Origin of the sequence: Paenibacillus sp. M2 (assembly GCF_046713495.1) — a bacterium.
Classification (GTDB): domain Bacteria; phylum Bacillota; class Bacilli; order Paenibacillales; family Paenibacillaceae; genus Paenibacillus; species Paenibacillus amylolyticus_B.
The window spans coordinates 1,499,309-1,519,277 of the sequence record NZ_CP169648.1 but is presented as its reverse complement, the minus strand read 5'-3'; the positions used below and the strand labels follow the sequence as shown (position 1 = coordinate 1,519,277).

Annotated in this window: 20 protein-coding genes; all 20 read right to left on the bottom strand. The window is 46.1% G+C overall.

The genetic code is table 11. The features are described from left to right. Window positions 1–98 precede the first annotated feature (98 nt). Window positions 99–890 carry an ABC transporter permease gene (locus tag ACETMN_RS06805; protein WP_091015416.1) on the bottom strand — a complete coding sequence of 264 codons (792 nt, stop codon included), beginning with the start codon at window positions 888–890 and terminating at the stop codon, window positions 99–101. After that, window positions 883–1,791: an ABC transporter ATP-binding protein gene (locus ACETMN_RS06800; protein ID WP_192133078.1), complete on the bottom strand. Its 909-nt coding sequence runs from the start codon at window positions 1,789–1,791 to the stop codon at window positions 883–885. Before ACETMN_RS06800 ends, ACETMN_RS06805 begins: the two co-directional genes overlap by 8 nt. Window positions 1,792–1,823: 32 nt before the next feature. Then, window positions 1,824–2,036, bottom strand: a complete 213-nt coding sequence (locus tag ACETMN_RS06795) for a hypothetical protein (RefSeq protein ID WP_411735928.1) — start codon at window positions 2,034–2,036, stop codon at window positions 1,824–1,826. Window positions 2,037–2,326: 290 nt separating this feature from the next. Further along, on the bottom strand, window positions 2,327–2,848 hold the full coding sequence (locus ACETMN_RS06790) for a hypothetical protein (RefSeq protein WP_091015421.1): 522 nt from the start codon (window positions 2,846–2,848) through the stop codon (window positions 2,327–2,329). An 84-nt stretch (window positions 2,849–2,932) separates the two neighbouring features. Further along, window positions 2,933–3,517, bottom strand: coding sequence for a VanZ family protein (locus tag ACETMN_RS06785; RefSeq protein WP_091015422.1), 585 nt, complete (start codon window positions 3,515–3,517; stop codon window positions 2,933–2,935). A gap of 10 nt (window positions 3,518–3,527) precedes the next feature. Then, entirely contained in the window at window positions 3,528–5,669 is a 2,142-nt protein-coding gene (locus tag ACETMN_RS06780; RefSeq protein ID WP_143786498.1) for a hypothetical protein, read from the bottom strand. 39 nt (window positions 5,670–5,708) lie between these two features. Then, window positions 5,709–6,629 carry an LCP family protein gene (locus tag ACETMN_RS06775; RefSeq protein ID WP_091015426.1) on the bottom strand — a complete coding sequence of 307 codons (921 nt, stop codon included), beginning with the start codon at window positions 6,627–6,629 and terminating at the stop codon, window positions 5,709–5,711. A gap of 13 nt (window positions 6,630–6,642) precedes the next feature. Further along, a complete protein-coding gene (locus ACETMN_RS06770) occupies window positions 6,643–7,974 on the bottom strand; it encodes a UDP-glucose dehydrogenase family protein (protein ID WP_091015428.1) in 1,332 nt (443 codons plus the stop codon). A gap of 32 nt (window positions 7,975–8,006) precedes the next feature. Continuing rightward, complete coding sequence (locus ACETMN_RS06765) at window positions 8,007–9,389, bottom strand: sugar phosphate nucleotidyltransferase (RefSeq protein ID WP_091015429.1); 1,383 nt, start codon at window positions 9,387–9,389, stop codon at window positions 8,007–8,009. Further along, entirely contained in the window at window positions 9,386–10,414 is a 1,029-nt protein-coding gene (locus tag ACETMN_RS06760) for a polysaccharide pyruvyl transferase family protein (RefSeq protein WP_091015431.1), read from the bottom strand. The genes ACETMN_RS06765 and ACETMN_RS06760 overlap by 4 nt, the downstream gene beginning before the upstream one ends. Then, window positions 10,401–11,777, bottom strand: coding sequence for a lipopolysaccharide biosynthesis protein (locus ACETMN_RS06755; RefSeq protein ID WP_091015432.1), 1,377 nt, complete (start codon window positions 11,775–11,777; stop codon window positions 10,401–10,403). Before ACETMN_RS06755 ends, ACETMN_RS06760 begins: the two co-directional genes overlap by 14 nt. A gap of 8 nt (window positions 11,778–11,785) precedes the next feature. Continuing rightward, window positions 11,786–12,688: a glycosyltransferase gene (locus ACETMN_RS06750; RefSeq protein ID WP_105597659.1), complete on the bottom strand. Its 903-nt coding sequence runs from the start codon at window positions 12,686–12,688 to the stop codon at window positions 11,786–11,788. Between the two features lie 46 nt (window positions 12,689–12,734). After that, a complete protein-coding gene (locus ACETMN_RS06745) occupies window positions 12,735–13,757 on the bottom strand; it encodes a glycosyltransferase (protein ID WP_091015436.1) in 1,023 nt (340 codons plus the stop codon). Between the two features lie 11 nt (window positions 13,758–13,768). After that, window positions 13,769–14,713, bottom strand: a complete 945-nt coding sequence (locus tag ACETMN_RS06740; RefSeq protein WP_091015437.1) for a glycosyltransferase family 2 protein — start codon at window positions 14,711–14,713, stop codon at window positions 13,769–13,771. 21 nt (window positions 14,714–14,734) lie between these two features. Then, entirely contained in the window at window positions 14,735–15,802 is a 1,068-nt protein-coding gene (locus ACETMN_RS06735; RefSeq protein WP_091015438.1) for a glycosyltransferase family 4 protein, read from the bottom strand. A gap of 37 nt (window positions 15,803–15,839) precedes the next feature. Further along, a complete protein-coding gene (gene pssE, locus ACETMN_RS06730) occupies window positions 15,840–16,319 on the bottom strand; it encodes a PssE/Cps14G family polysaccharide biosynthesis glycosyltransferase (protein ID WP_091015440.1) in 480 nt (159 codons plus the stop codon). Further along, on the bottom strand, window positions 16,316–16,774 hold the full coding sequence (gene pssD / locus ACETMN_RS06725) for a PssD/Cps14F family polysaccharide biosynthesis glycosyltransferase (protein ID WP_036611329.1): 459 nt from the start codon (window positions 16,772–16,774) through the stop codon (window positions 16,316–16,318). Before pssD ends, pssE begins: the two co-directional genes overlap by 4 nt. Next, a complete protein-coding gene (locus tag ACETMN_RS06720; protein ID WP_091015441.1) occupies window positions 16,771–18,147 on the bottom strand; it encodes an O-antigen ligase family protein in 1,377 nt (458 codons plus the stop codon). The genes pssD and ACETMN_RS06720 overlap by 4 nt, the downstream gene beginning before the upstream one ends. Before the next feature lie 34 nt (window positions 18,148–18,181). Then, a complete protein-coding gene (locus ACETMN_RS06715) occupies window positions 18,182–18,880 on the bottom strand; it encodes a sugar transferase (protein WP_036668903.1) in 699 nt (232 codons plus the stop codon). Then, window positions 18,877–19,779: a UTP--glucose-1-phosphate uridylyltransferase GalU gene (gene galU / locus ACETMN_RS06710; RefSeq protein ID WP_036611572.1), complete on the bottom strand. Its 903-nt coding sequence runs from the start codon at window positions 19,777–19,779 to the stop codon at window positions 18,877–18,879. Before galU ends, ACETMN_RS06715 begins: the two co-directional genes overlap by 4 nt. Between the last annotated feature and the right edge of the window lie 190 nt (window positions 19,780–19,969).

The following is a 19,969-nucleotide window of genomic DNA, read 5'->3' as shown; positions in this document are numbered from 1 at the left end:
TACTAGTACCCTTAAATGACAGTCATGCCACAGGCGATGCTGAATATACACTTTTTTTCTTTCCAAAACAGTATTGGAGCAAAAAAAAGAAGCAGGCGTTAGCCTGCCACATCTCTTTTGCTGAATACAACCCAGGAAATCACCATGAAAATAACGTAATACACCGCCAGAACTGCAATGGAGAAACCCAGTGTCATTCCTGCACTTGGACCACCCATTAGCGCAAAATCCGCCCCGGAGGTCATGTATTTGCTAAGATCCATGTTGTTGAATAGGACATACTTGGCCCACTCATAACGGACCGGATTGAATATGAGTGAGAAGATACTTTGTGAGAACATAATGAACAGGGATAATCCAATCGCAAGTGCACCTGAACGAAATACGGACGACACCATAAAGGCAATCGCAAGCGTAATAAACAGATCAACGTACAAATATCCCCATAACGTCAGAGCATTCGTAGCTGGACTACTGCTTCCTCCCGGAGCATCATGCGAGAAAAGGATATACGACGTTAGCATGGCCATCACAATGACCAGTAATGTACTGACAATACTGAAGCCAACGACGGTCAGATATTTGGAAGCAAGAACTTTGCTTCGTGACCATGGGCGGATCAGCAATAGCTTAATGGTTCCCCAGGTAAATTCGCCCGCGACCGATTCCGCTGCAATCACGACACAGAAGATCGTGTTCAGGAAAAACGTAATCTGGATGGTCGTTACAGCTGCTTCCCAGTACAAAACTTCATTGGATCCCATGCCTTCTCGCAGTAACACTGGCATTAATAGCGAGATCAGCGCAAGAATCGATAACATGATCCAGGTACGGGGACGACGAAAAATTTTCATATTCTCATTCAATATCAGATTACCGAAACTACCCAATGCCTCCACCCCCAGTGACCTGCAAGAATTGTTCTTCCAGGGTGTGAGTCACGTTACGAATACCGTATACCTGAACCCCTTCGCTAACCAGCTTGGCATTGATATCCGGAATCTGCTCACGAGACACCCGTACCACCAGGACATTGCCCTGTACGATAGCACCCTGAATCAGATCCGCAGCGCGATCAGCATCATTCAGCTCAAAAGCAACTTCGATTAATGCATCCGAACCTGCTTCAGCCCGAAGGTTTCTTACATCAATCAGCTTGCCGTTCTGGATGATGGCTACGGTATCACACATCAGCTCCATCTCCGACAATAAATGACTGGATACAAAGACCGTAATGCCTTCCTCTTGGGTGAGCTGACGCAAATAATCTCTCAGTTCCCGTATACCCTGTGGGTCCAAACCATTGGTCGGCTCATCCAGTACAAGCAGCTTCGGTTTATGTAATATCGCTTGCGCGACCCCCAGACGCTGGCGCATGCCCAGTGAATAGGTTTTGACCTTATCGTGAATACGGGCTGTGAGCCCCACACGCTCAATTGTTTCCGCAATACGTTCCTTCGTAACTCCCGGCGACATGCGGGCAAAGTGAACGAGATTCTGGTACCCGGTCAGAAACTTGTACATTTCCGGATTTTCCACAATAGCGCCTACCTGGGCTACCGCCTTCTCAAATTCATTCTTCACACTGTGTCCCGAGATGAAAATGTCACCTTTACTGATGGACATCAGTCCAACCATCATTCGAATCGTCGTTGTTTTTCCCGCGCCATTAGGTCCTAAAAAACCAAAAACCTGCCCCGGAGAAATATCCAGAGTCAGGTCGCTGACCAATGATCGGGAGGATATGATCTTGCTGACGCCCTGAATCCGGACGACCGGCTCCTGCTGCATTCAATCCCCTCCTTCATGGACGAGCATATCATTCATGCCCGTTTCTCATATGCACATAGTGTATCATAATCTTTAGTATATTGTCCCGCAAACTGGGATTTCCCCTGACGTTTCGCTTCAACTACACACGCTTCACAGCATCCAAGCGGCATTTCACTCCGGTAGAATCCGGTGCGAAATACGTGATTGCCTCCATTGCCCTCTTCCTTCATTTCGACAGAGCTTCTAGTGACCGACACAATCATCCCACAACTGACACAGTAAAAGCGGCCCGTTTCGATCAATGATATTCCTTCCCCTCACAAGGAGCTTAGAAGTCCTTGTTATTTGTCGTTAGACGCTGAAAATTGATACATTTTGTATCTACCTCGTAATTTACTTGACACCGAGACTAATGTCAAGGCTTTACCGCCATAAAAACAAGAAAAACGCAAAAAAAGCTCCATAAATGCGACAAAAGTCTCGCATTTATGGAGTCTCATGTTAGGTAAATGATACAATTCGGTTCAATGTATGGGTTAATATCATTTCCTGATCAGTCACTATTGTCGACCTGCGAGGCATCCTCATTTTTCTGATTTGGATAATACCAGAGTAGGGTCCACTCATCGCCATCCTCTACCAGATAACAGGTCTGCACAATATCGAATTGGCCAAAGGTACCTGAGTACTTCTGGGTGACCCGGATTCTGTAGGCTTCAGAAAATGGCTTAACGCCATCGATCACGGTTACATCGAACTCGCGCTCCGGCTTATCCATCTCCAGCTCAAAGGTTTCCACGCCAAAATGCTGCATAAATATATGTGCTCTGTTCTGTACGTAAGCACTCTTGGGAAACCGCTCTTTCATCAGAGGATGAAAGAGTTCCCATGAACTGCCGAAGTCACCCGTCTGCTCATATTTGTAAAACTCTTCGGCAACAGCAGCAGCTTCATCCGTTGTATCTGCCTGAAACAAATACGGAATGGTTCTGGCAATCAACCACAGCAATAATACAATGATCGTGATGAACCCGATCTTTTTGAGCAAAGCATTGCGGTTCCTTCTTCGCAGCATGTCCAATCCTCCTTGTCCTACTCCATACTTATGATGGATGGCAGACAAGTAGAAGTTGAACGATACATCTAATTTCCTGGGAAATCACTCGCTGCGAATGGAAGTACGCTTTCCCTTTCTGATCCTTCGGATCATGGACTGAAGCCCTGCATATATGGCAATCCCACAGCAGCCGCCAAGCAAGTCTACTCCAACATCACGTATCGAGCTTGTCCGGTCCGGGCTGAACTGCTGAATATACTCATCAATGGAGGCTATGACAAACACCACAGCCAGAGCAGAAACGATACTAGTCACAAGGGATGTTCTTCTGTACCGCAGCCCGCCGTACACAAGCACAGCGAGCACAGCGTATACAAATAAGTGCGCACTCTTGCGAAAGACGAACTCTGCAAAATCATACGGCCGCTGCTTCAGCGAATACTCATACTCCCCATAAGTGAATTGCACATCAGGAAGTGTAAAACCGATGTGCAATTTTTGAGACCATTTATGAAGCCAAGGCTGAATGTCTTGCTGTTGAGAGGATTGCGTGGACATGGACCAGATGACCAGAATCCAGATCACAATCAACAGCAGAGCAATGAGAAATCCATACGTTCTTCGTACATGCTTTTGTCTCGTACGCCCGGAGCCCTCCTCCATCATTTTGATCTTCACCACTTTCATATCTCTATCGTTATTCTATTGATCCAACATACATGCCTCTGCCATTTGTACCTACATATACCTGACCATAGATTTGACGGTCTGCCGCCATAATCTGCGGTTCATTGCCCAGCCCGATTCCATCACCTAAAGGACCTATATTGTTCCAGGTTGCCCCCATATCATCTGAACGGAAGAATCCTTTCACATTATTTACGGTGCCATATACATAGGCGGCTGGAACCAATTTGCCTGGCTGAGCCTTTCCAAAGGCAAATAATTTGGAATTCTGTACGCTCTGGATCTTGGAAAATGTATTTCCCGAGTTGGTCGATGCATATAGTCCATCAGTTCCCAAGCTTACCCATACGGCATTCGCCACACCAGGTGCAGCCTCGACTTTAATGGAGCTTGTATTGATATCCGTATTAACAGGAAGGCGAACCGCATTGGCTTTGGACCAGTTGGCACCTGCATCCGTTGAGCGATACAGATAACCAGCAGCATACATATAAAATTTATATCCATTGATGCGATCGGCAGCCAGTGGATGATTATAGGCAAAGACCATATTCCCCCCGATAGCCTGAAAAGGGGCACCGTTCATATTTTGCCAGGTTGCGCCACGATTCGTGCTTCTGACCGGATTACCGGTCTGGGGGTAATAAACAATTACATTCGGATTAATGGCCGAGTAGGCGACCCTCCCCAGTTTGGAGCCAGCCGGAACATTCATTGGAGTTACGGTAACTCCATTATTGGAAGAGACAAATAAACGTGTGGTCGTACCATACCAGTCGCTGCTTCCCAGAAATATCATGTAATTCGGATTTGCTTCGTGATAGTCAATACTTACAATTTCTCGCATACCCGCGAGCGGGATTTTATTAAGAGGAACATCGGTTACATTTTCATGTCTAAATCCGACCTGATCCGTTAAACCACTGAAGAATGAAACACCCTGAGGTGGTGTGGATGCCGTGAGTGCGACGACTTCTTCATGACCATCGGTAATGGCTTCCCAAGTACTCGCTGTATTGCCAGTCAATCCATTGGTACCATTGATATTTTCCGTTTTGTACACGCCAAACCAGTCTGTAGCATATACGGTACCCGGATTATGCGGATCAAACTTGATACTGGATGTCGCTGAGAAAAACATGTTGGGTGTCCACCATGACGGTTTGGATACCAGCGTTTTGCTCACTGTTGTCCAACTCTGTCCGCCATTAACGGAACGATACAGTGGCAGATTATCACCGCCTGTTCGAACGGCTGCCAGGATGTGATTATCATTATTGGGATCAATCGTGATTCCATAATAAGATGAGTAACTGGAGCTGGGTGTTATATTCGTCCACTGCACACCATTGAACTTGTAAACGCCTTGATTATCCGTGGTCACATACAACGTCCCGTTCTTCGCCACAGTCATACGCGCAGGATATTCGGGGCTTCTCCCGGTAAGTTGCCAAGTGGTCTGACCATTGCTTCTTGGTGCTTTGCTATACACACCAATGCCGCGAACCCCCGCATACACAACTTGACCTTGCTTGGTCACGGGATTCAATCCATATGCTACACTCCGAATTCCCTCACCGGACAGCCCGCTAGGTACATCCCATACCTTGCTCCAAGTGGCTGCACCATCACTGGAAGTGTACAATCCATCATATCGTGTACCCACGTGCAGGTAATTGGAATTCGTGGGATTAACCGCGATGCTCTCTCCCATGGCTCGATGGATATTTCCATTCGATTCATTCCGAAGATTAAGTCCGGTTCGAATCCAGGTCTCTCCCCGATCTGTGGATTTCAGAATATCACTCGGCCCCACGTTCCCATACTTCCCAGCAGCGATATACACGACATTGGGGTTTTGCTGATCCAGCGCAATTCCATCCACGCCGTACAGATTGCTGTCCTCATCTCCGAAATGATCAAGTAGTGGGATCCAATCTCCTGAAGCTGCATCCAACCGATAGACTCCTCCAACGTCAGTTCGAGCGTAAACCAGATCAGGCTCAGTCGGATGAATGACCACCCCCGTAACGTACCCCCCACCACCAATAGGTATATTATGCCATTGATAGTTTTGAGCTGATTGAACATAATTTGTACTTGCCGGTATCATGAGCATATACATTAGTAGCACAATCAGGGACAATTTCATTAGCCTGGAGATACGCATCTGGTTCACCGCCCTATCCGATCATTTTGAATGTTCTTCAATCATCTGATGTATCCTGTCTCGTTCCGACTGATCCACGATATAGTAATACACTCCGTCTATTTTCTTGCCCGTGCCTTTAATCTCAACGGATTCAATATGATCCAGTACCGAACGATAATTGGAGAACATCTGCTTCATCTCATCAAAGGTAACGTCGGTTCTAACGTGAGCACTGACTTCGTCCAGCAACGTCTCCAGTTGCAACACGTTGGATACCTGGACCGTATTCTTCAGCACTTGTTTGATGATCTCCCGCTGGCGATCATTCCGCCCGAGATCTCCCTTCGGATCATCATAACGCATCCGTGAAAATCCCAAAGCAGCTTCACCATCCAGATGAATATTCCCTTGCTCGAACCGGTAACCCTCATAGTCAAATGCAAACGGGTTATTCACATCCACTCCACCCACCATGTCGATGACCTGTGCAAAGCCCTCCATATTCACTTTCATGTAGTAATGTATGGGAACATCAAGCAATTGTTCCACCGTTTGCACAGACATGTTAACGCCCCCAAAAGCATAGGCATGGTTGATCTTATCCTCCGTGCCGTGACCAACAATATTCGTTCTGGTATCTCGGGGGATGTTAAACATAAGTGCGGATTGTTTCGCAGGATTAACACTTAATACAATCATGGTGTCGGAGCGCCCCCGATCATTGGAACGTTCATCCACACCCAGGATCAAAGCATTAAAAGGTTCTTCATTCTCCATGTCCACAGGGAAATCGCCCCCACCCCGCTGGTCGACAATAGATACCTGCTTGATGGGTTCCCGGGGTTCATACATTTGATCCGCCGCTGATTTAACATGCGAATACAGGTACACAGAATATCCAATCATGACAACTGCAACAAGGGAAATGGCACCTAATGTTATTTTGATCCCGCGTCTCATGTTATGGCCTCCGTTAGATGACTGCCGTTTTTCTTCCATCGATATTGGTTAGACCTGGACGACCAACGGAGTAGTATTGGAAGGATGTATCTTTAATCTGATCTTCTCCGTAGATGTTTCTTCCATCAATCAGGATGGGTTGATTCATATGTGCTGCCAAATCAGTCAGATTAACCTCCATGAACTCTTTCCATTCCGTCAGAACGCAGAGTGCATCAGCACCTTCCGCCGCTTTCATGGCACGCTCTTCCCACGTAATGGATGGGGAATCCACCTCTTTGCGGAAGTTCTCGGTAGCGATGGGGTCATATGCCCGAATCACTGCTCCCTGCTCAAGCAAACGCTGGATGATCTCAATCGCCGGAGCATCACGAACGTCATCGGTATCCGGTTTGAAAGCAAGCCCCCAGATGGCAATCTCCTTTCCTTCGAGTGAGCCTAGTGCGTCTTCCAGTTTACGAATGACGTTGAAGCGTTGATCTTTGTTCACTTCCACCACGGACTTCAGCAGTTTGAAGTCATAATCCACATTACCTGCAATTTGAATCAGAGCCTGTGTATCCTTAGGGAAACAGGAACCTCCGTAACCAATGCCTGCCTTGAGAAAGGAGGCACCGATTCGTCTGTCATAGCCCATCCCTTCTGCAACGCGGCTGACATCTGCTCCTACTTTTTCACAGATGTTAGAGATTTCGTTGATAAATGAGATCTTGGTTGCCAGGAAAGCGTTGGATGCATATTTAATCATTTCGGCCGAACGAATATCCGTAACAATAATCTGATCGGTTAATGGCTGATGCAGCTCTTTCAACGTGGCGACTGCCCGCTCACTATGTGTCCCAATGACTATCCGGTCAGGATAGAGCGTATCCTGGACAGCGGTACCTTCTCGCAGGAACTCCGGTACCGATGCCATGTCGAATGGATGATTCGTCAAACTGCTGATCCATTCCTGAATACGATCGTTGGTTCCGACAGGAACAGTGCTTTTAGTCATTATTATTTTATAATTATCCATATAAGAACCTATTTCTCGCGCAACAAGCTCAATAAAACTCAGATTTGCTTCGCCATTAGGCAGGGATGGCGTACCCACCGCGATAATGATGATATCCGAAAGACTGATAGCATCCTGAATGTTGGTGGTGAATGACAGCCTTCCTGCTTTCATATTGGCATTCATGATATCCTTCAGACCCGGTTCATAGATCGGAACATGACCGTCCGTTAACATATTCACTTTTTCCACATTGTTGTCGACACAGATCACGTTATTTCCCAGTTCCGAAAAACATACGCCCGATACCAAACCCACATACCCTGTGCCAATCACCGTAATATTCATTCCATAATCTCCCCCATGTTCTAATGTGTTGGTTACGCGTGCTTCACATATGTCTGAACAATATCCTGCCATTCGGTAGACACTCTAACGATATCTTCCTCAATCAGCTGGCTGCCGATCTGTACTTCAATGATCTCCAGTTCCGTAACGGCTCTGACGGAATGAAGCATACTCCGGTCAATGATCACCGTATCTCCTTGCCCGATCATTCGGCTCCGCCCATCCAGAATCAATTCCCCTGTTCCCGATACAACCGTCCATACCTCATTGCGAAGCAGATGATATTGATAACTCAGGTTTTTCCCGGCACTGATGCAGATTCGTTTGGTGAGAACCTCTCCGCCAGCTTCGTTTCTTGTGTAATCCAGAACCCGGTAGCACCCCCACCTACGCTCCTCATACATGGGGCGTTGATCCTCATTCTTCAAGATTTCCTTGATCCGTGGGCTGGCTTCTTTGTCACTGACCAGAATGCCATCTGGACTCACGGCGACCACCACATCCGACAATCCCAATATGGCAACCGGAATGTTCAATTCATTGACCAAGTGGGTATTCAGGGAGTCTCCCGTAATCCACCCTTTTCCTACAACCGAGCTACCCATCTCTTCCGTGAGTGTGTTCCACGTGCCTAGATCTTTCCAGAAGCCGTTATACGGAATAGCGATAATCTGATTTGCCTTCTCGACAACCTGGTAATCAAAACTGATCTTGTTCAATCTACCGTATTGCTTCAGCATTTCGTCATACTGGATCGGCAGTTCCATCTCAATGAGCAGATTGATCAAATAACCCAGCTTAAAAGCAAAAACCCCGCAATTCCATAATGCGGCCTGCTCAATCATGAGGACCGCATCGGATTCGCAGGGTTTCTCCTGGAACTTCGCTACATTCACGTATTCATTGTTATTTTCACTGGAAGATAGGGATTGCGGAATGATGTATCCATACTTCTCTGACGGGTACGTCGGCACAACTCCCATCAAGGCCAGATCAGCACCAGACTTATCAAGCATCTCCGGTAAGGTTGCCAGCACTTCGAAGAATTCTTTTTCAACAAAGGGATCTACAGGCAACACTGCAACCGTCTCATTCAGACTCACACTCTCTACGGAATACAGATAGGAGGCTGCCAGCGCAATCGCAGGAAACGTATCTCTGCGCTCAGGCTCCACAACGAGTCTGACATCGTCTCCCAGCTGAGAAGTCAGAATCTCCACCTGTGGCAAACTGGTCGCGATAAGCGCCTCTGATGCAAGTCCGGCATGATTCAGCTGTCGCCATACCCGCTGTACCATGGATTCCGGATTTCCCTCTGGCCCATGAAGAACTTTAAGAAATTGCTTGGATCTGGAATCGTTGGATAACGGCCAAAGACGCTTGCCAGAACCGCCGGATAACAGAATACTTCTCATAGGGCTGCACCATCCGACAACACAACCGTACTTGCTCCCTTGCCGGTCTCGGTTGGTTTGTTATATGCGCTGGTCTGATTGGACTCCAATCTGCCTGCCGGATTGCTCTTGGTCCAAGCTGCATAATAATTTGAGTTCTTGCCGTATGAATTATCCAGCAGGATGTTCGGTTGATCCAGGAGACAGGCCAGGATATGTCCATGCAGACGGGATGTCGTGATGGTTTGGTATTGATTGAATTCCTTAATGGCCGTATGTACCATCCGATCAGAGTATTTGTACCACAACCAGCGGGCGAAAGAGCTGCCTTTTCCTGACTTTAACCGGGATGTAATCATGCGAATGATCTTCCGGTCTACCCGGTTGTACAATGTCTCCCAGTCTTTAAACGTGGCCTTAGGTCCACTGACGGATTCGTAATGCACCTGATTCTGAGTTTTCTCAATGTCTTTACGGAAGAAATACAACATCTCTGCACTAGGCTTGCTCTTGGACTTAAGAGGCCACAACTGATGCGCCATATCCGGAGACAGATAGACATTTGTTTGTTGAAATTCTTTACTGGCTATCTCATAAGATAAGGTATCCCGGACAAAAAAGTGCACATCCTTATGACGATTGAATACTTGGGCTGTCTTTTTCAATTCAATATCACTTTTGTAAAACATCGTCTGAGGCAGAATGACGATCCGATGATTCGGATGCTGGGCAATCATTCGTTCTCTCAATTTCTGATGGGCAGGGTACAGATCACCAAAGTTACCTCCCCCGTGCAACACAATCGTGATACCTTCCGGAACCTTGAGGGACAAAGGGCAATCCAGAATGCTGTATCTGGCACGTACATGAATATCATTGTCCCGGAAGAAAGCCTCAGTACCTTTCATAATCAACAAGTCGCCACCGTTACTATGCACCGGGTAATCCAAATAATAGATTTCGGTACGCGGTGGAATGACCTTCAAAATCTGACGTAAATGTCCCTTCAACTCTTCCATTGGATGAATATTGTTAGTGCCCAGCATCTCCATCTCCTCCTTGGGTGACTCTTCTTCTTTTTTTGTTTAACCGTTCATAGAGGAACGGCAAATCTTCTTTGTCATAGAACATGGCGGCAAACTTCACCTTAAATACAATTTTCATGGCGGCCACAGTAACCACCATTCGCACAATGGACCCGATCAATAAGGCAATCGCAATTCCGTTGAGCCCCCACAGCGGGGTGAATACAAAGAACAAAGCCACTGTCACCGATAAAGCAATCAACTGTCTGATCATCACAAGCCCTGGCCGACCCAGTGCATTAAATGCGGATGCCAGAATCCAGGAGCCACCACCAATGATGCATTCCACAGCCAAAATATAAAATGCGACGCTTGCTTCCAAAAATTCGGAGCCAAACAGAAGACCCATCAGGTAGTTCCCTATAAACATGGTGGGTATTACAATGATCATCATGACCATGAGCGAGATGCGGAAGGCTCTGCCAACCGTGCGAATAATCTGCTCTTGAGGCAATCCGGTCACTTTCGGGAAAACAACATTGCTAATCGCCGTCTGAACGGCATTATAGATTCGGGATAAGGCAAATACGACGGAATACAGTCCAAAATCACGCGGGGTGAGCAAAGCCAAAATAATGATTTTATCGAACTGGGTATACAGCGTTCCTAACAATTCAACGCCATACACCTTGCTGCCATAACCAAAAAGCTTCTTGGCTGAGCTCCGGTCCACCCGATCCTTGAACCATCTCAGTCTCAATTCATTACGGTTGGCATAGATGGCCCACGCCACCACGGAGAAGCTGGTTACAAAATAGATCGCAGCCGCGAGCTGAATGCTCAGCATGCCCAGGCCCCATAACACAAAAAGCCCACCTACATTAAACAGGGGGATCATTAACCGGATGCCATTATATACAGCAAATTTCTCCCGACTCTGCGAGAGGGCTGATATGAGATTGATGACAATAAGTACAGGAACCGTAGCAATCGTGTACCATCTGGATATCTGCACGACCTCCGGCGGAAAGCTGGAGAGCCAGAAAGGTAATCCAAACCAGGCCACAATGCCAATGATGATGCACACCGGAACTTGAAAAAGAAAGCTTAACCGCACATACTGTGCACTCTTCTCGGTTGCGCTCTGTTTGATGTTATAGATGATAGAAGTGGGTAGTCCAAATCCAACCAATCCGGTTAAGAGCGCAGGCCAGAACAGAATGGCTGAGAATGCGCCCTTTCCTTCTACGCCGAACATGCGTGACGTCAAAATGGAAGACAGCATCGTCAGTGTCATGACCAGCAGATTGGTTCCACTTGTCTGAAATATGGCACTCATTAATCCGTTTCCTCTGAATACTTTGCGAAGTGCAACTTGCGCCATAGCGATCCTCATCCCTTACTGTTTTGACGAAGCGACCCCACAATCATGCCGTTTCGGTAACATACTTTGGCAAGCTGACGTGTGAACCGATCTGCATTATAAATGTAGATCAGAGAAGTTGTGATCCCCTGTGCCAGCTTGATGCCATGTTTGGCCGTACGCACAACACCACGATCCTGATCACGAATGGCATCACTCACACCCTGCCAATAGATTCGGCGCAGAAACCAGTTCTTCGTTGTTCGCTCTTTGGCTACTTTATGTTGTACCGCCCCATACGGCGTGTAATATACCTTGAACTTTGTCCGTATTCTTGCAATTAACTCACTCTCTTCACTGGAGAGAAGATTGTTTCCCACTCTTCCAAGGTCTTCACGGAAGGGAGCCAGTTGATCAAAGACGGATAAACGAAAAGCCACATTCGCACCAAATGGAATATAGGGGCTTTTCATTTCAGTGACTTCATCTGCAAAATCCAGAATGGTGAATAGCGACCTGTTCTCCGGTGGAATCCACATTGGCTCAGGCACTTCCCAGATCGGATCAATCTTGCCACCGACACACCCGATAGTTTCACTCATCTCAAACACACTAACGATCTGGCGAATCCAATCCCTGCAAGCAAAGGCATCATCGTCAAGAAACAGGATATACTCGCCGCGCGCCTCGTGAATGGCCCGGTTACGGGCTACAGACAAGCCTTGCTTTTCTTCCAACACATACCGGATCGAATGGTTCTCATGCTGCAAGATCGTTTGAAGCACGATTTCCCGTGTGTTGTCTTTTGAATTGTTATCAATGAGTATGATCTCATAGTCGCTGCTTGCGTAATTCTGTTGTATTGCACTTCGTATGGCCTCTACCGCATCATGTGCACGGTTATACGTACAGATCGCGACGGTTACCTTCATCATTTCATCCCCATATTTTTCAATTAGGTCCACCCTTTCATCTGCACTAACTGGAGTACAGGGTAAGTGTCCTTTGGGCAATCACTGGCCAATCCAGCCGCTCTAACGCTTTGACAAAACCACTGCCTTCCTGAAACTCCGATTGTTTTAAACGGATCATATTCATCGCTTTAAGCAATCCATCCGGATCGGAAGGTTCATAGAGTACCGCACAATCGTCGGGCAGGTATTCCTCCAATAAGCCAATCCGTGGTGCCACCACCGGTTTACAGAAGGTCAATGCCAGAATCGCACTGCCAGAAGTTGCAATTTGCTTGTATGGAAGAATGATCGAATCGACCGCATCAAAATAGTCCGAATATTCATCATCTTCAATAAAATGAAAATGGGTATGAATATGTCCGCTCTCGAGAAATTCTTCACCGAGATCGTAGTCCTTCACTTTTTTACCGGCAATCAACAAATGGGCCTGATCCGAATCCAACTCCTTGAATGCCTCCAACAAATCATCCACGCCCTTGTACGGTGACACCTGACCAAAGAACGCATACACATAACTATCCTCCGGTATGCCAAACCGGGAGCGGATATTCACGCCTTTTCCCTGATACACTCCCTTGTAATGTCCATGCGGAATAACCTCGATCCGGCTGGAGTCAATCCCGAACGTCGAACAAATCTCAGAGATCAGGGGTTTGCCCATGACAATCAGCTTGGAGCAGTTTCGGACCAGTATTTTTCTCATCCAATAATCGAAGCGCGTCTTACCGCTGTTGTGAGGCCAGATGTTGTGCACCGTCCAAAACAATTTGGCCCCGCGCAAACGTGCAAAACAAATCATCAATACATATAGAATCGATTTGATCACTGTTGTCAGCACGGATGAACCTCTGTAATAGAAGCTGGGCCAATGAAAATGAAGCACATCATTTTTTTTCAGTTTGAGTAGATCTCTTTTGGTAAACTGTTTTACTTCCCATCCCTTGTTCTCAATGGAATCGGATAACAGCTCATTGAATTTATTGTTCTCAATCATCTTGGGCAGCATATACACCGTCGGATTTTCCATCCAGGCACCTCTTACTTTAGTTTCATTCGCACAGGTTCCTCTGTATACGTTCCAACTGCGCGCCTTGCATGAAATCTCATCAAAAATCCTTGCATCATAATTTTCGTATTACGCTTGAGCAGCACCCAATCTTTCCACCAGGGATACAGCGACAGTGCTTTTTTCAAATAAACGTTATTGCGAAGCGTATTTCTCGACCATTCGAGCATTCGATAATGATGTAATTGGCGGCGCTTCTGTTCCTTAGACATATCGTTGTAGTATTTTAATATAATCTTGCGTTGGCCCTTGTACTTGGCCGTTGTAGAGGTTGAAATTCGTGGACCACTATGGATGTTGATATCCACCAGCGGTTCTTTCACATTCACGGCGATGTAGCCTCGTTTCAATATGCGCAGATAAAAATCATAATCCTGAGCGGATGTCAGATTTTCATCGAATCGAACTTCACGAGCCAGTGAGGTAAGTACCATGATTTTGGACGTTTCCCCAATCCAGTTGAATGTAAGCAGATCCTCATACCGCACAACATCACGAGGCTCCACCGACAATTTGCGTTTGACCACCTGATGCTGCTCATTCGTGTATGCGAGATACTTGCTGCAAAAGGTAAACGATTCCTGTGTACGCTCCAGCACTTCCGCCTGGGTTTTTATTTTGTCAGGCATCCATTCATCATCATCATCCAGGAAGGCAATGTACTTGCCATTGGCTTGGGATATCCCTACATTCCGTGCATGGTTGGCTCCTTTGGGATATGGAACCCGGATGTACCGAATCCGTGAATCTTCCCGGGTCCATGCCTGACAGATCTCTGGCGTCTGATCTTCTGATCCATCATCCACGATGAAAATTTCCAGATACGGATGTGTTTGCTCACGTACACTTCTCAACGCATTTTTCAATAAATTGGCCCGGTTATGGGTCGTAATGATGCAAGATACCAAGGGGTTCATTTCATCACCTTTTCCTGTTCACTAGGATACCTTCACTTGAAGTGCATCATATATTCCTGACAATCTGCCTACGAGAAGATTCATATCAAATTTATCCGATATAATTGCTCTGTTATATGAACCCATTCTTGCTCTAATCTCTTCATCTGTAATGAGATATTCCAGCGCTGATGTCAGCCCGTGCACATCTCCCGGCTCGATTAACAGCCCATTATGACCGGATGTAATCACTTCGGGGATGCCTCCGACGGTGGTCGATATAATGGGCAAGCCACAATTCATTGCTTCAAGTATGGCCATAGGTAATCCCTCATGATAAGAAGGCAGGACCAGTAGATCCGCTTCCCGCAAGAGCTTTTCCTTTTGCTCTCCGTTAATCCAGCCGAGTACATTGACACGATCCTCTATTCCATACTGCTGCACGATTGCTTTGACTTCTTCGACTTCACCATCCCCTGCCAGATTAAAGGTAGCTGTAACGCCTAGCGCCTTCAATTGCTGAATGGACTGAAGCAGATCGTAGACTCCTTTTCGCTCACCCAGTCTGCCCATGAAAAGAGCATTAACAGCTGTTTGTTGTTCTCTCACAAACGGTTCTTTGACAAAGACCCCGTTATAAAGAACCTCAATCGCTGTCTCCGGCACAATCGTAGCAAAGTAATCTTTCCACGTCTGGGACAAGACAATCAACTTGTCTGCCTGATTCAGAATGTAGTGACAATACTTGCGCTGCAGAGTAAATTGATTGTAGAAATCATCAAAGCTGGCCGCATGAATATGCAAAATAACTGACTTTCGAAACAACTTTCGTGCGGTTAGCAGAAATAGTGACTTCCGATAAAAGCTCCCGTTGTTCGCCATATGAATATGCACGATATCCGGCTTGAACGTGTACAGTTTCATCCAGAATTGAATGAATCCCCGTATAAAAATAAGCAGCCGCGAGAACACGCTGCCCGTGATATACGTTTCGACCCGCTGCATGGCATACATTTCCGAGATGGAGGAATCCTCAATGTTTTTGATGACACTCACAATTCCGCCCATATCCTTCAAGGATGATCCAACAACCAATACTTTTGGTTTCATGATAGACTCCTTTTTTCATGGTTAATCTTCATTCCTCTTACAGACTATTCACGTAATTTTTAATGGATGAGATCAGATCAGACTGTTTTCTCACATAGGGCTGGAACGTCAGCTCTTCTATGCAAGGAACCAACTTTTGCAATTCAGCCTGACTCTCCGCGACGGCCACGTAGCCGTTATCCTGAAAAACTTTGGAAATTTCAAGCTGATGGTCATCCACATGCTCGCCCCATTCTTTCCGGCGTGGAATGACGATAACCGGCTTGCCACGTTCAAGACAATTTGTAATGGAGCCAACACCCGCATGAGAAATAATGCATCTGCTTCGCACCACATATTCATTCATCTCTTCCTGCGTGAGGAAAGGAATCACAGTGAAATTTCGCGGCTGATACTCGGTATATCCAGATTGGGCAACAACCTCTTCTTCAATAATTCCTGACTCAATCGCCTCATCAATAAGCTCAAACATCCGATTGAAGGGAAACCGCTGGGTTCCAACGATAGCAAATATCAAAATAAAGCCCCCCTGTATTTAGCATTGGGATAGCTATCCTGCAACGTTTCCCATTGGATGAAGAACTCATCCGAGATTTTGTACATCAATCTCCCGGTTGCGCTGGAGGAATAGATTTTGGCATAACTTTCGATATAAATCAGCTTGGCACCGAAGATTTTACCGATAAGGCAAAAAGGGTAGGTAGCACCGGCCCCTGTTGTAATGATCACCTTTGGACGCTCACGCAGATATAGAAAGAACGACTTTATAATATTAGCCACAAAGATTAGCAAAAACATCGCATTTTTACGCTCTTGCTGCATTAAGAAGTACACTTTGCCCTGTGCAGAATCTACTTTTCTGCTTTTATTCTTCTCGGTAATCAGGAAATAATCATGTTCTTCAACCGCAGGAATAATTTTGGTTAATTCATCAAAATGACCGCCTGTAGAACTGATCAAACAGACCTTCATGTTCTAATCTCCTTTGAAAAGGATACGTCCTTGGCTCGCTGTATCTGTATATCCACTTCTGCTTCAGCCCCTGACTTGGAATGAACTCCATTTCCCGTAGCATATAACGCGTTCAGGAAGATACAGAATGGAGCAATCAGATGAACCGTGGACAGGGTATTATCAAAAAAGGAATAGGTCAGGAAACCGATAATCATACCGGCAAAATACAACCTGATCATGCCGCCCAATCGGAAGTAAACAGCCCGAAACACCAGCAGCAGCGATAGAAATAACAGGATGGCTCCAACTAACCCGCCATCGTAATAAAAACGAATGTATTCATTATGAGGAACAACGAATCCAGAAAAAATACTTCCATCATTTGCTACAAGAGTTGAGCCGAGTCCACGTCCAAAGATCGGATACTCATTTGCTTTGCCAATAAAATAATTCCAGGCTACATCCCTTCCCGACAGGCCTTTGCTCTCTGACCTCATTTCATAATTGTCCCACTGCGCAATTACCATATAGGCCACAGCGACAACGAACATAATGAGAGGAATAATGGCACTGACTCTGCCTTTGATGAAGGCTTTCAGTTGATCAAAAAGATAGACCAGAATAATCGGAATAAGCGCAATAAGTGGCCCCCTTGTTCCCGTCTGGACCAGAATGACCAGATGTGTCAAGGTAAGCATGTAATACAGAACAACCTGATGGCCTTGCTTGATCTGAATCAGACAGACGCAGATGGAGATAAAACACAACATGGCCAGATGCGCGGCGATGTTAGCTCCCTGTAACCGGGTTACACCCGACATCTCCAGGTTAGTAATGGACAATATGCCGGCGAGTTGCAGAATATAACCACCAGCCAGACTGAACAGCGGCAACCATGCCAGTACACGTATAATTCGTTGACTGATTTCTCTTGAAAAATGGGGCATCAGTAACAAAAAAGGAACAATGACTCCCAGAAAGGCCTTGAATGGATCGAGCGGACTAACCTTACTGGGCAGATCCGATAGAAAATAACTCTCCACAAATAAAAAACCAATCGCCAGTGCAGGATATATCAACTCTTTGCGAATACCAAAGCGTAAAAAAAGAGAGACAACAAAACCCAGAATCGCCAGCTTGTAGAAGGACAGCGAATCCAGTCCTGCCAGATGAATGCTAAATATTTTGTCAATGGACAAAGAAAAACTTACGATGAGAATCATAAAAATCCAGCTGGGCTGTTTAATATAAACGCCCAGCAGAATCACAGCTATGAGTGCAACAACCGAGACTAGCGGAAGATAGATTGCTGCGAAGACAATTACCAGCGAAAAAAGAATGATATTAAACGACTTCATATTTAATGCAGCAAGTATACCGGTCTTTTGCATATCTGCTATGCCACCTCAAAGCCAGAATCGTGTTTCAAAACGCATCCTTCGAACCTACCAGCACCTTGAACGTTCTGAAGATAATTTTGATATCCACCATCATGCTGCGCTCACGGGCATACGTCAGATCCAGCTCTACCATTTCTTCAAAACCAACACTGTTTCGTCCGCTGACTTGCCATAATCCCGTACATCCCGGGATCATCTGAAGGCGTTGTCTGTCGTAGGAAGTGTAGTTCTTCACTTCTCTGGGCAGAGCCGGTCTGGGTCCAACGAGACTCATCTCTCCTCTGAACACGTTCCACAACTGTGGCAACTCATCCAGACTGGTTTTCCGAATGAACTTGCCAATCCGGGTAATGCGGGGATCATTTTTCATTTTGAACATATTCCCGTTCACTTCATTCTGATCAATCAGCTGTTCCAACAGATCTTCTGCATTTGCAACCATGGACCTGAATTTGTACATATGAAACTCTTTTCCATTCTGTCCGACCCGTACCTGACGAAAAAAAACAGACCCCTGCGGGGCCTCTATTTTGATAAGTAATCCGATGACCGCAAACAAGGGGCACAAAATGATCAAACCTATGAAAGAACCCAGCAAATCGAGCATTCTTTTCATAAATAGATACACTTTATCCGCATTTTGTCCTGACATCGTTGATGCATTGTACCCCAGACTTGGGTCCATAACGATCTCCGCTTCCTTCGTTTGGGGAGATGGACTCATTCAAACTCCCCCCCGGCTACATGTTCTACCGACTCTTTTTCCAGAATCTGTTGCAGAGCTTGCAGCATTGGAATTCTAAGTTCCTGTTTTTGCAGAGCAAAGTCGATGGTTGTCAAAATGAATCCCAGTTTCTCGCCCACGTCATAACGTACTCCCTCGAAATCGTAAGCATACACTCCTTGTGTCTCATTTAAGCGCTGAATCGCATCTGTTAATTGAATCTCTCCCCCTTGACCAATCTCTTGTTGCTCCAGATGTTCGAAAATCTCTGGACTCAGTACGTATCTCCCCATAATCGCCAAGTTGGAAGGCGCTGTGCCTTGGGCAGGTTTCTCTACGAACCTGAGAACCTCTGTCAAACGGCCATCCGATTGAAGCGGGTCCACAATACCGTATCTGTCTGTTTGTTCAGCAAGTACGGTTTGTACGCCAACAATGGAATGTTGAACCTGATCATATTGATCAATCAATTGTTTGGTGCATGGAACTTCCGATACGACGATGTCATCTCCGAGCAACACGGCAAAAGGTTCGTCACCGATAAAGTTACGTGCACACCAGACAGCATGACCAAGTCCTTTGGCCTCTTTTTGTCTTATGTAGTGGATATCCACGTTAGAGGATTTGCGAACCTCTTCAAGCAGGCCCAGCTTCCCTTTTTCCAGCAAGTTATGTTCCAATTCAAAAGCGTTGTCGAAATGATCTTCAATTGCCCGTTTCCCTTTACCGGTTACGATAATGATGTCTTCAATTCCAGAGGCAATGGCTTCCTCAACGATATACTGTATGGTTGGTTTGTCCACAATAGGGAGCATTTCTTTGGGCATCGCTTTTGTGGCTGGCAAAAATCGTGTACCTAGTCCAGCTGCAGGAATGATTGCTTTTCTCACTTTTTTCATAAATACCACCCTATCCTCTTTTTTTTTAGTTTGATAAAAGTTGAACCAGGGCATCTAACCCGTCCTCACGTCATACCTTCGACGATTAACGTCTAAGGTTCATTGAACTGAACCCACAGCATGACCGAGTGCCTACAGTGATAAAGGTACAGTAGACATTACCTGTTTACTTGGGAGCATTGGATGGAAG

Excerpts from the sequence above, each read along its gene's own strand:
- ACETMN_RS06780 (WP_143786498.1), bottom strand. The coding sequence starts at position 5,669 with ATGAAATTGTCCCTGATTGTGCTACTAATGTATATGCTCATGATACCG.
- ACETMN_RS06790 (WP_091015421.1), bottom strand. The coding sequence starts at position 2,848 with ATGCTGCGAAGAAGGAACCGCAATGCTTTGCTCAAAAAGATCGGGTTC.
- ACETMN_RS06720 (WP_091015441.1), bottom strand. The coding sequence starts at position 18,147 with ATGCAAAAGACCGGTATACTTGCTGCATTAAATATGAAGTCGTTTAAT.
- ACETMN_RS06740 (WP_091015437.1), bottom strand. The coding sequence starts at position 14,713 with ATGAACCCCTTGGTATCTTGCATCATTACGACCCATAACCGGGCCAAT.
- ACETMN_RS06775 (WP_091015426.1), bottom strand. The coding sequence starts at position 6,629 with ATGAGACGCGGGATCAAAATAACATTAGGTGCCATTTCCCTTGTTGCA.
- ACETMN_RS06715 (WP_036668903.1), bottom strand. The coding sequence starts at position 18,880 with ATGAGTCCATCTCCCCAAACGAAGGAAGCGGAGATCGTTATGGACCCA.
- ACETMN_RS06785 (WP_091015422.1), bottom strand. The coding sequence starts at position 3,517 with ATGAAAGTGGTGAAGATCAAAATGATGGAGGAGGGCTCCGGGCGTACG.
- ACETMN_RS06795 (WP_411735928.1), bottom strand. The coding sequence starts at position 2,036 with ATGATTGTGTCGGTCACTAGAAGCTCTGTCGAAATGAAGGAAGAGGGC.
- pssD (WP_036611329.1), bottom strand. The coding sequence starts at position 16,774 with ATGAAGGTCTGTTTGATCAGTTCTACAGGCGGTCATTTTGATGAATTA.
- ACETMN_RS06765 (WP_091015429.1), bottom strand. The coding sequence starts at position 9,389 with ATGAGAAGTATTCTGTTATCCGGCGGTTCTGGCAAGCGTCTTTGGCCG.
- ACETMN_RS06800 (WP_192133078.1), bottom strand. The coding sequence starts at position 1,791 with ATGCAGCAGGAGCCGGTCGTCCGGATTCAGGGCGTCAGCAAGATCATA.
- ACETMN_RS06755 (WP_091015432.1), bottom strand. The coding sequence starts at position 11,777 with ATGGCGCAAGTTGCACTTCGCAAAGTATTCAGAGGAAACGGATTAATG.
- ACETMN_RS06745 (WP_091015436.1), bottom strand. The coding sequence starts at position 13,757 with ATGGAAAATCCGACGGTGTATATGCTGCCCAAGATGATTGAGAACAAT.
- ACETMN_RS06735 (WP_091015438.1), bottom strand. The coding sequence starts at position 15,802 with ATGAAACCAAAAGTATTGGTTGTTGGATCATCCTTGAAGGATATGGGC.
- galU (WP_036611572.1), bottom strand. The coding sequence starts at position 19,779 with ATGAAAAAAGTGAGAAAAGCAATCATTCCTGCAGCTGGACTAGGTACA.
- ACETMN_RS06760 (WP_091015431.1), bottom strand. The coding sequence starts at position 10,414 with ATGCTGGGCACTAACAATATTCATCCAATGGAAGAGTTGAAGGGACAT.
- ACETMN_RS06770 (WP_091015428.1), bottom strand. The coding sequence starts at position 7,974 with ATGAATATTACGGTGATTGGCACAGGGTATGTGGGTTTGGTATCGGGC.
- ACETMN_RS06750 (WP_105597659.1), bottom strand. The coding sequence starts at position 12,688 with ATGAAGGTAACCGTCGCGATCTGTACGTATAACCGTGCACATGATGCG.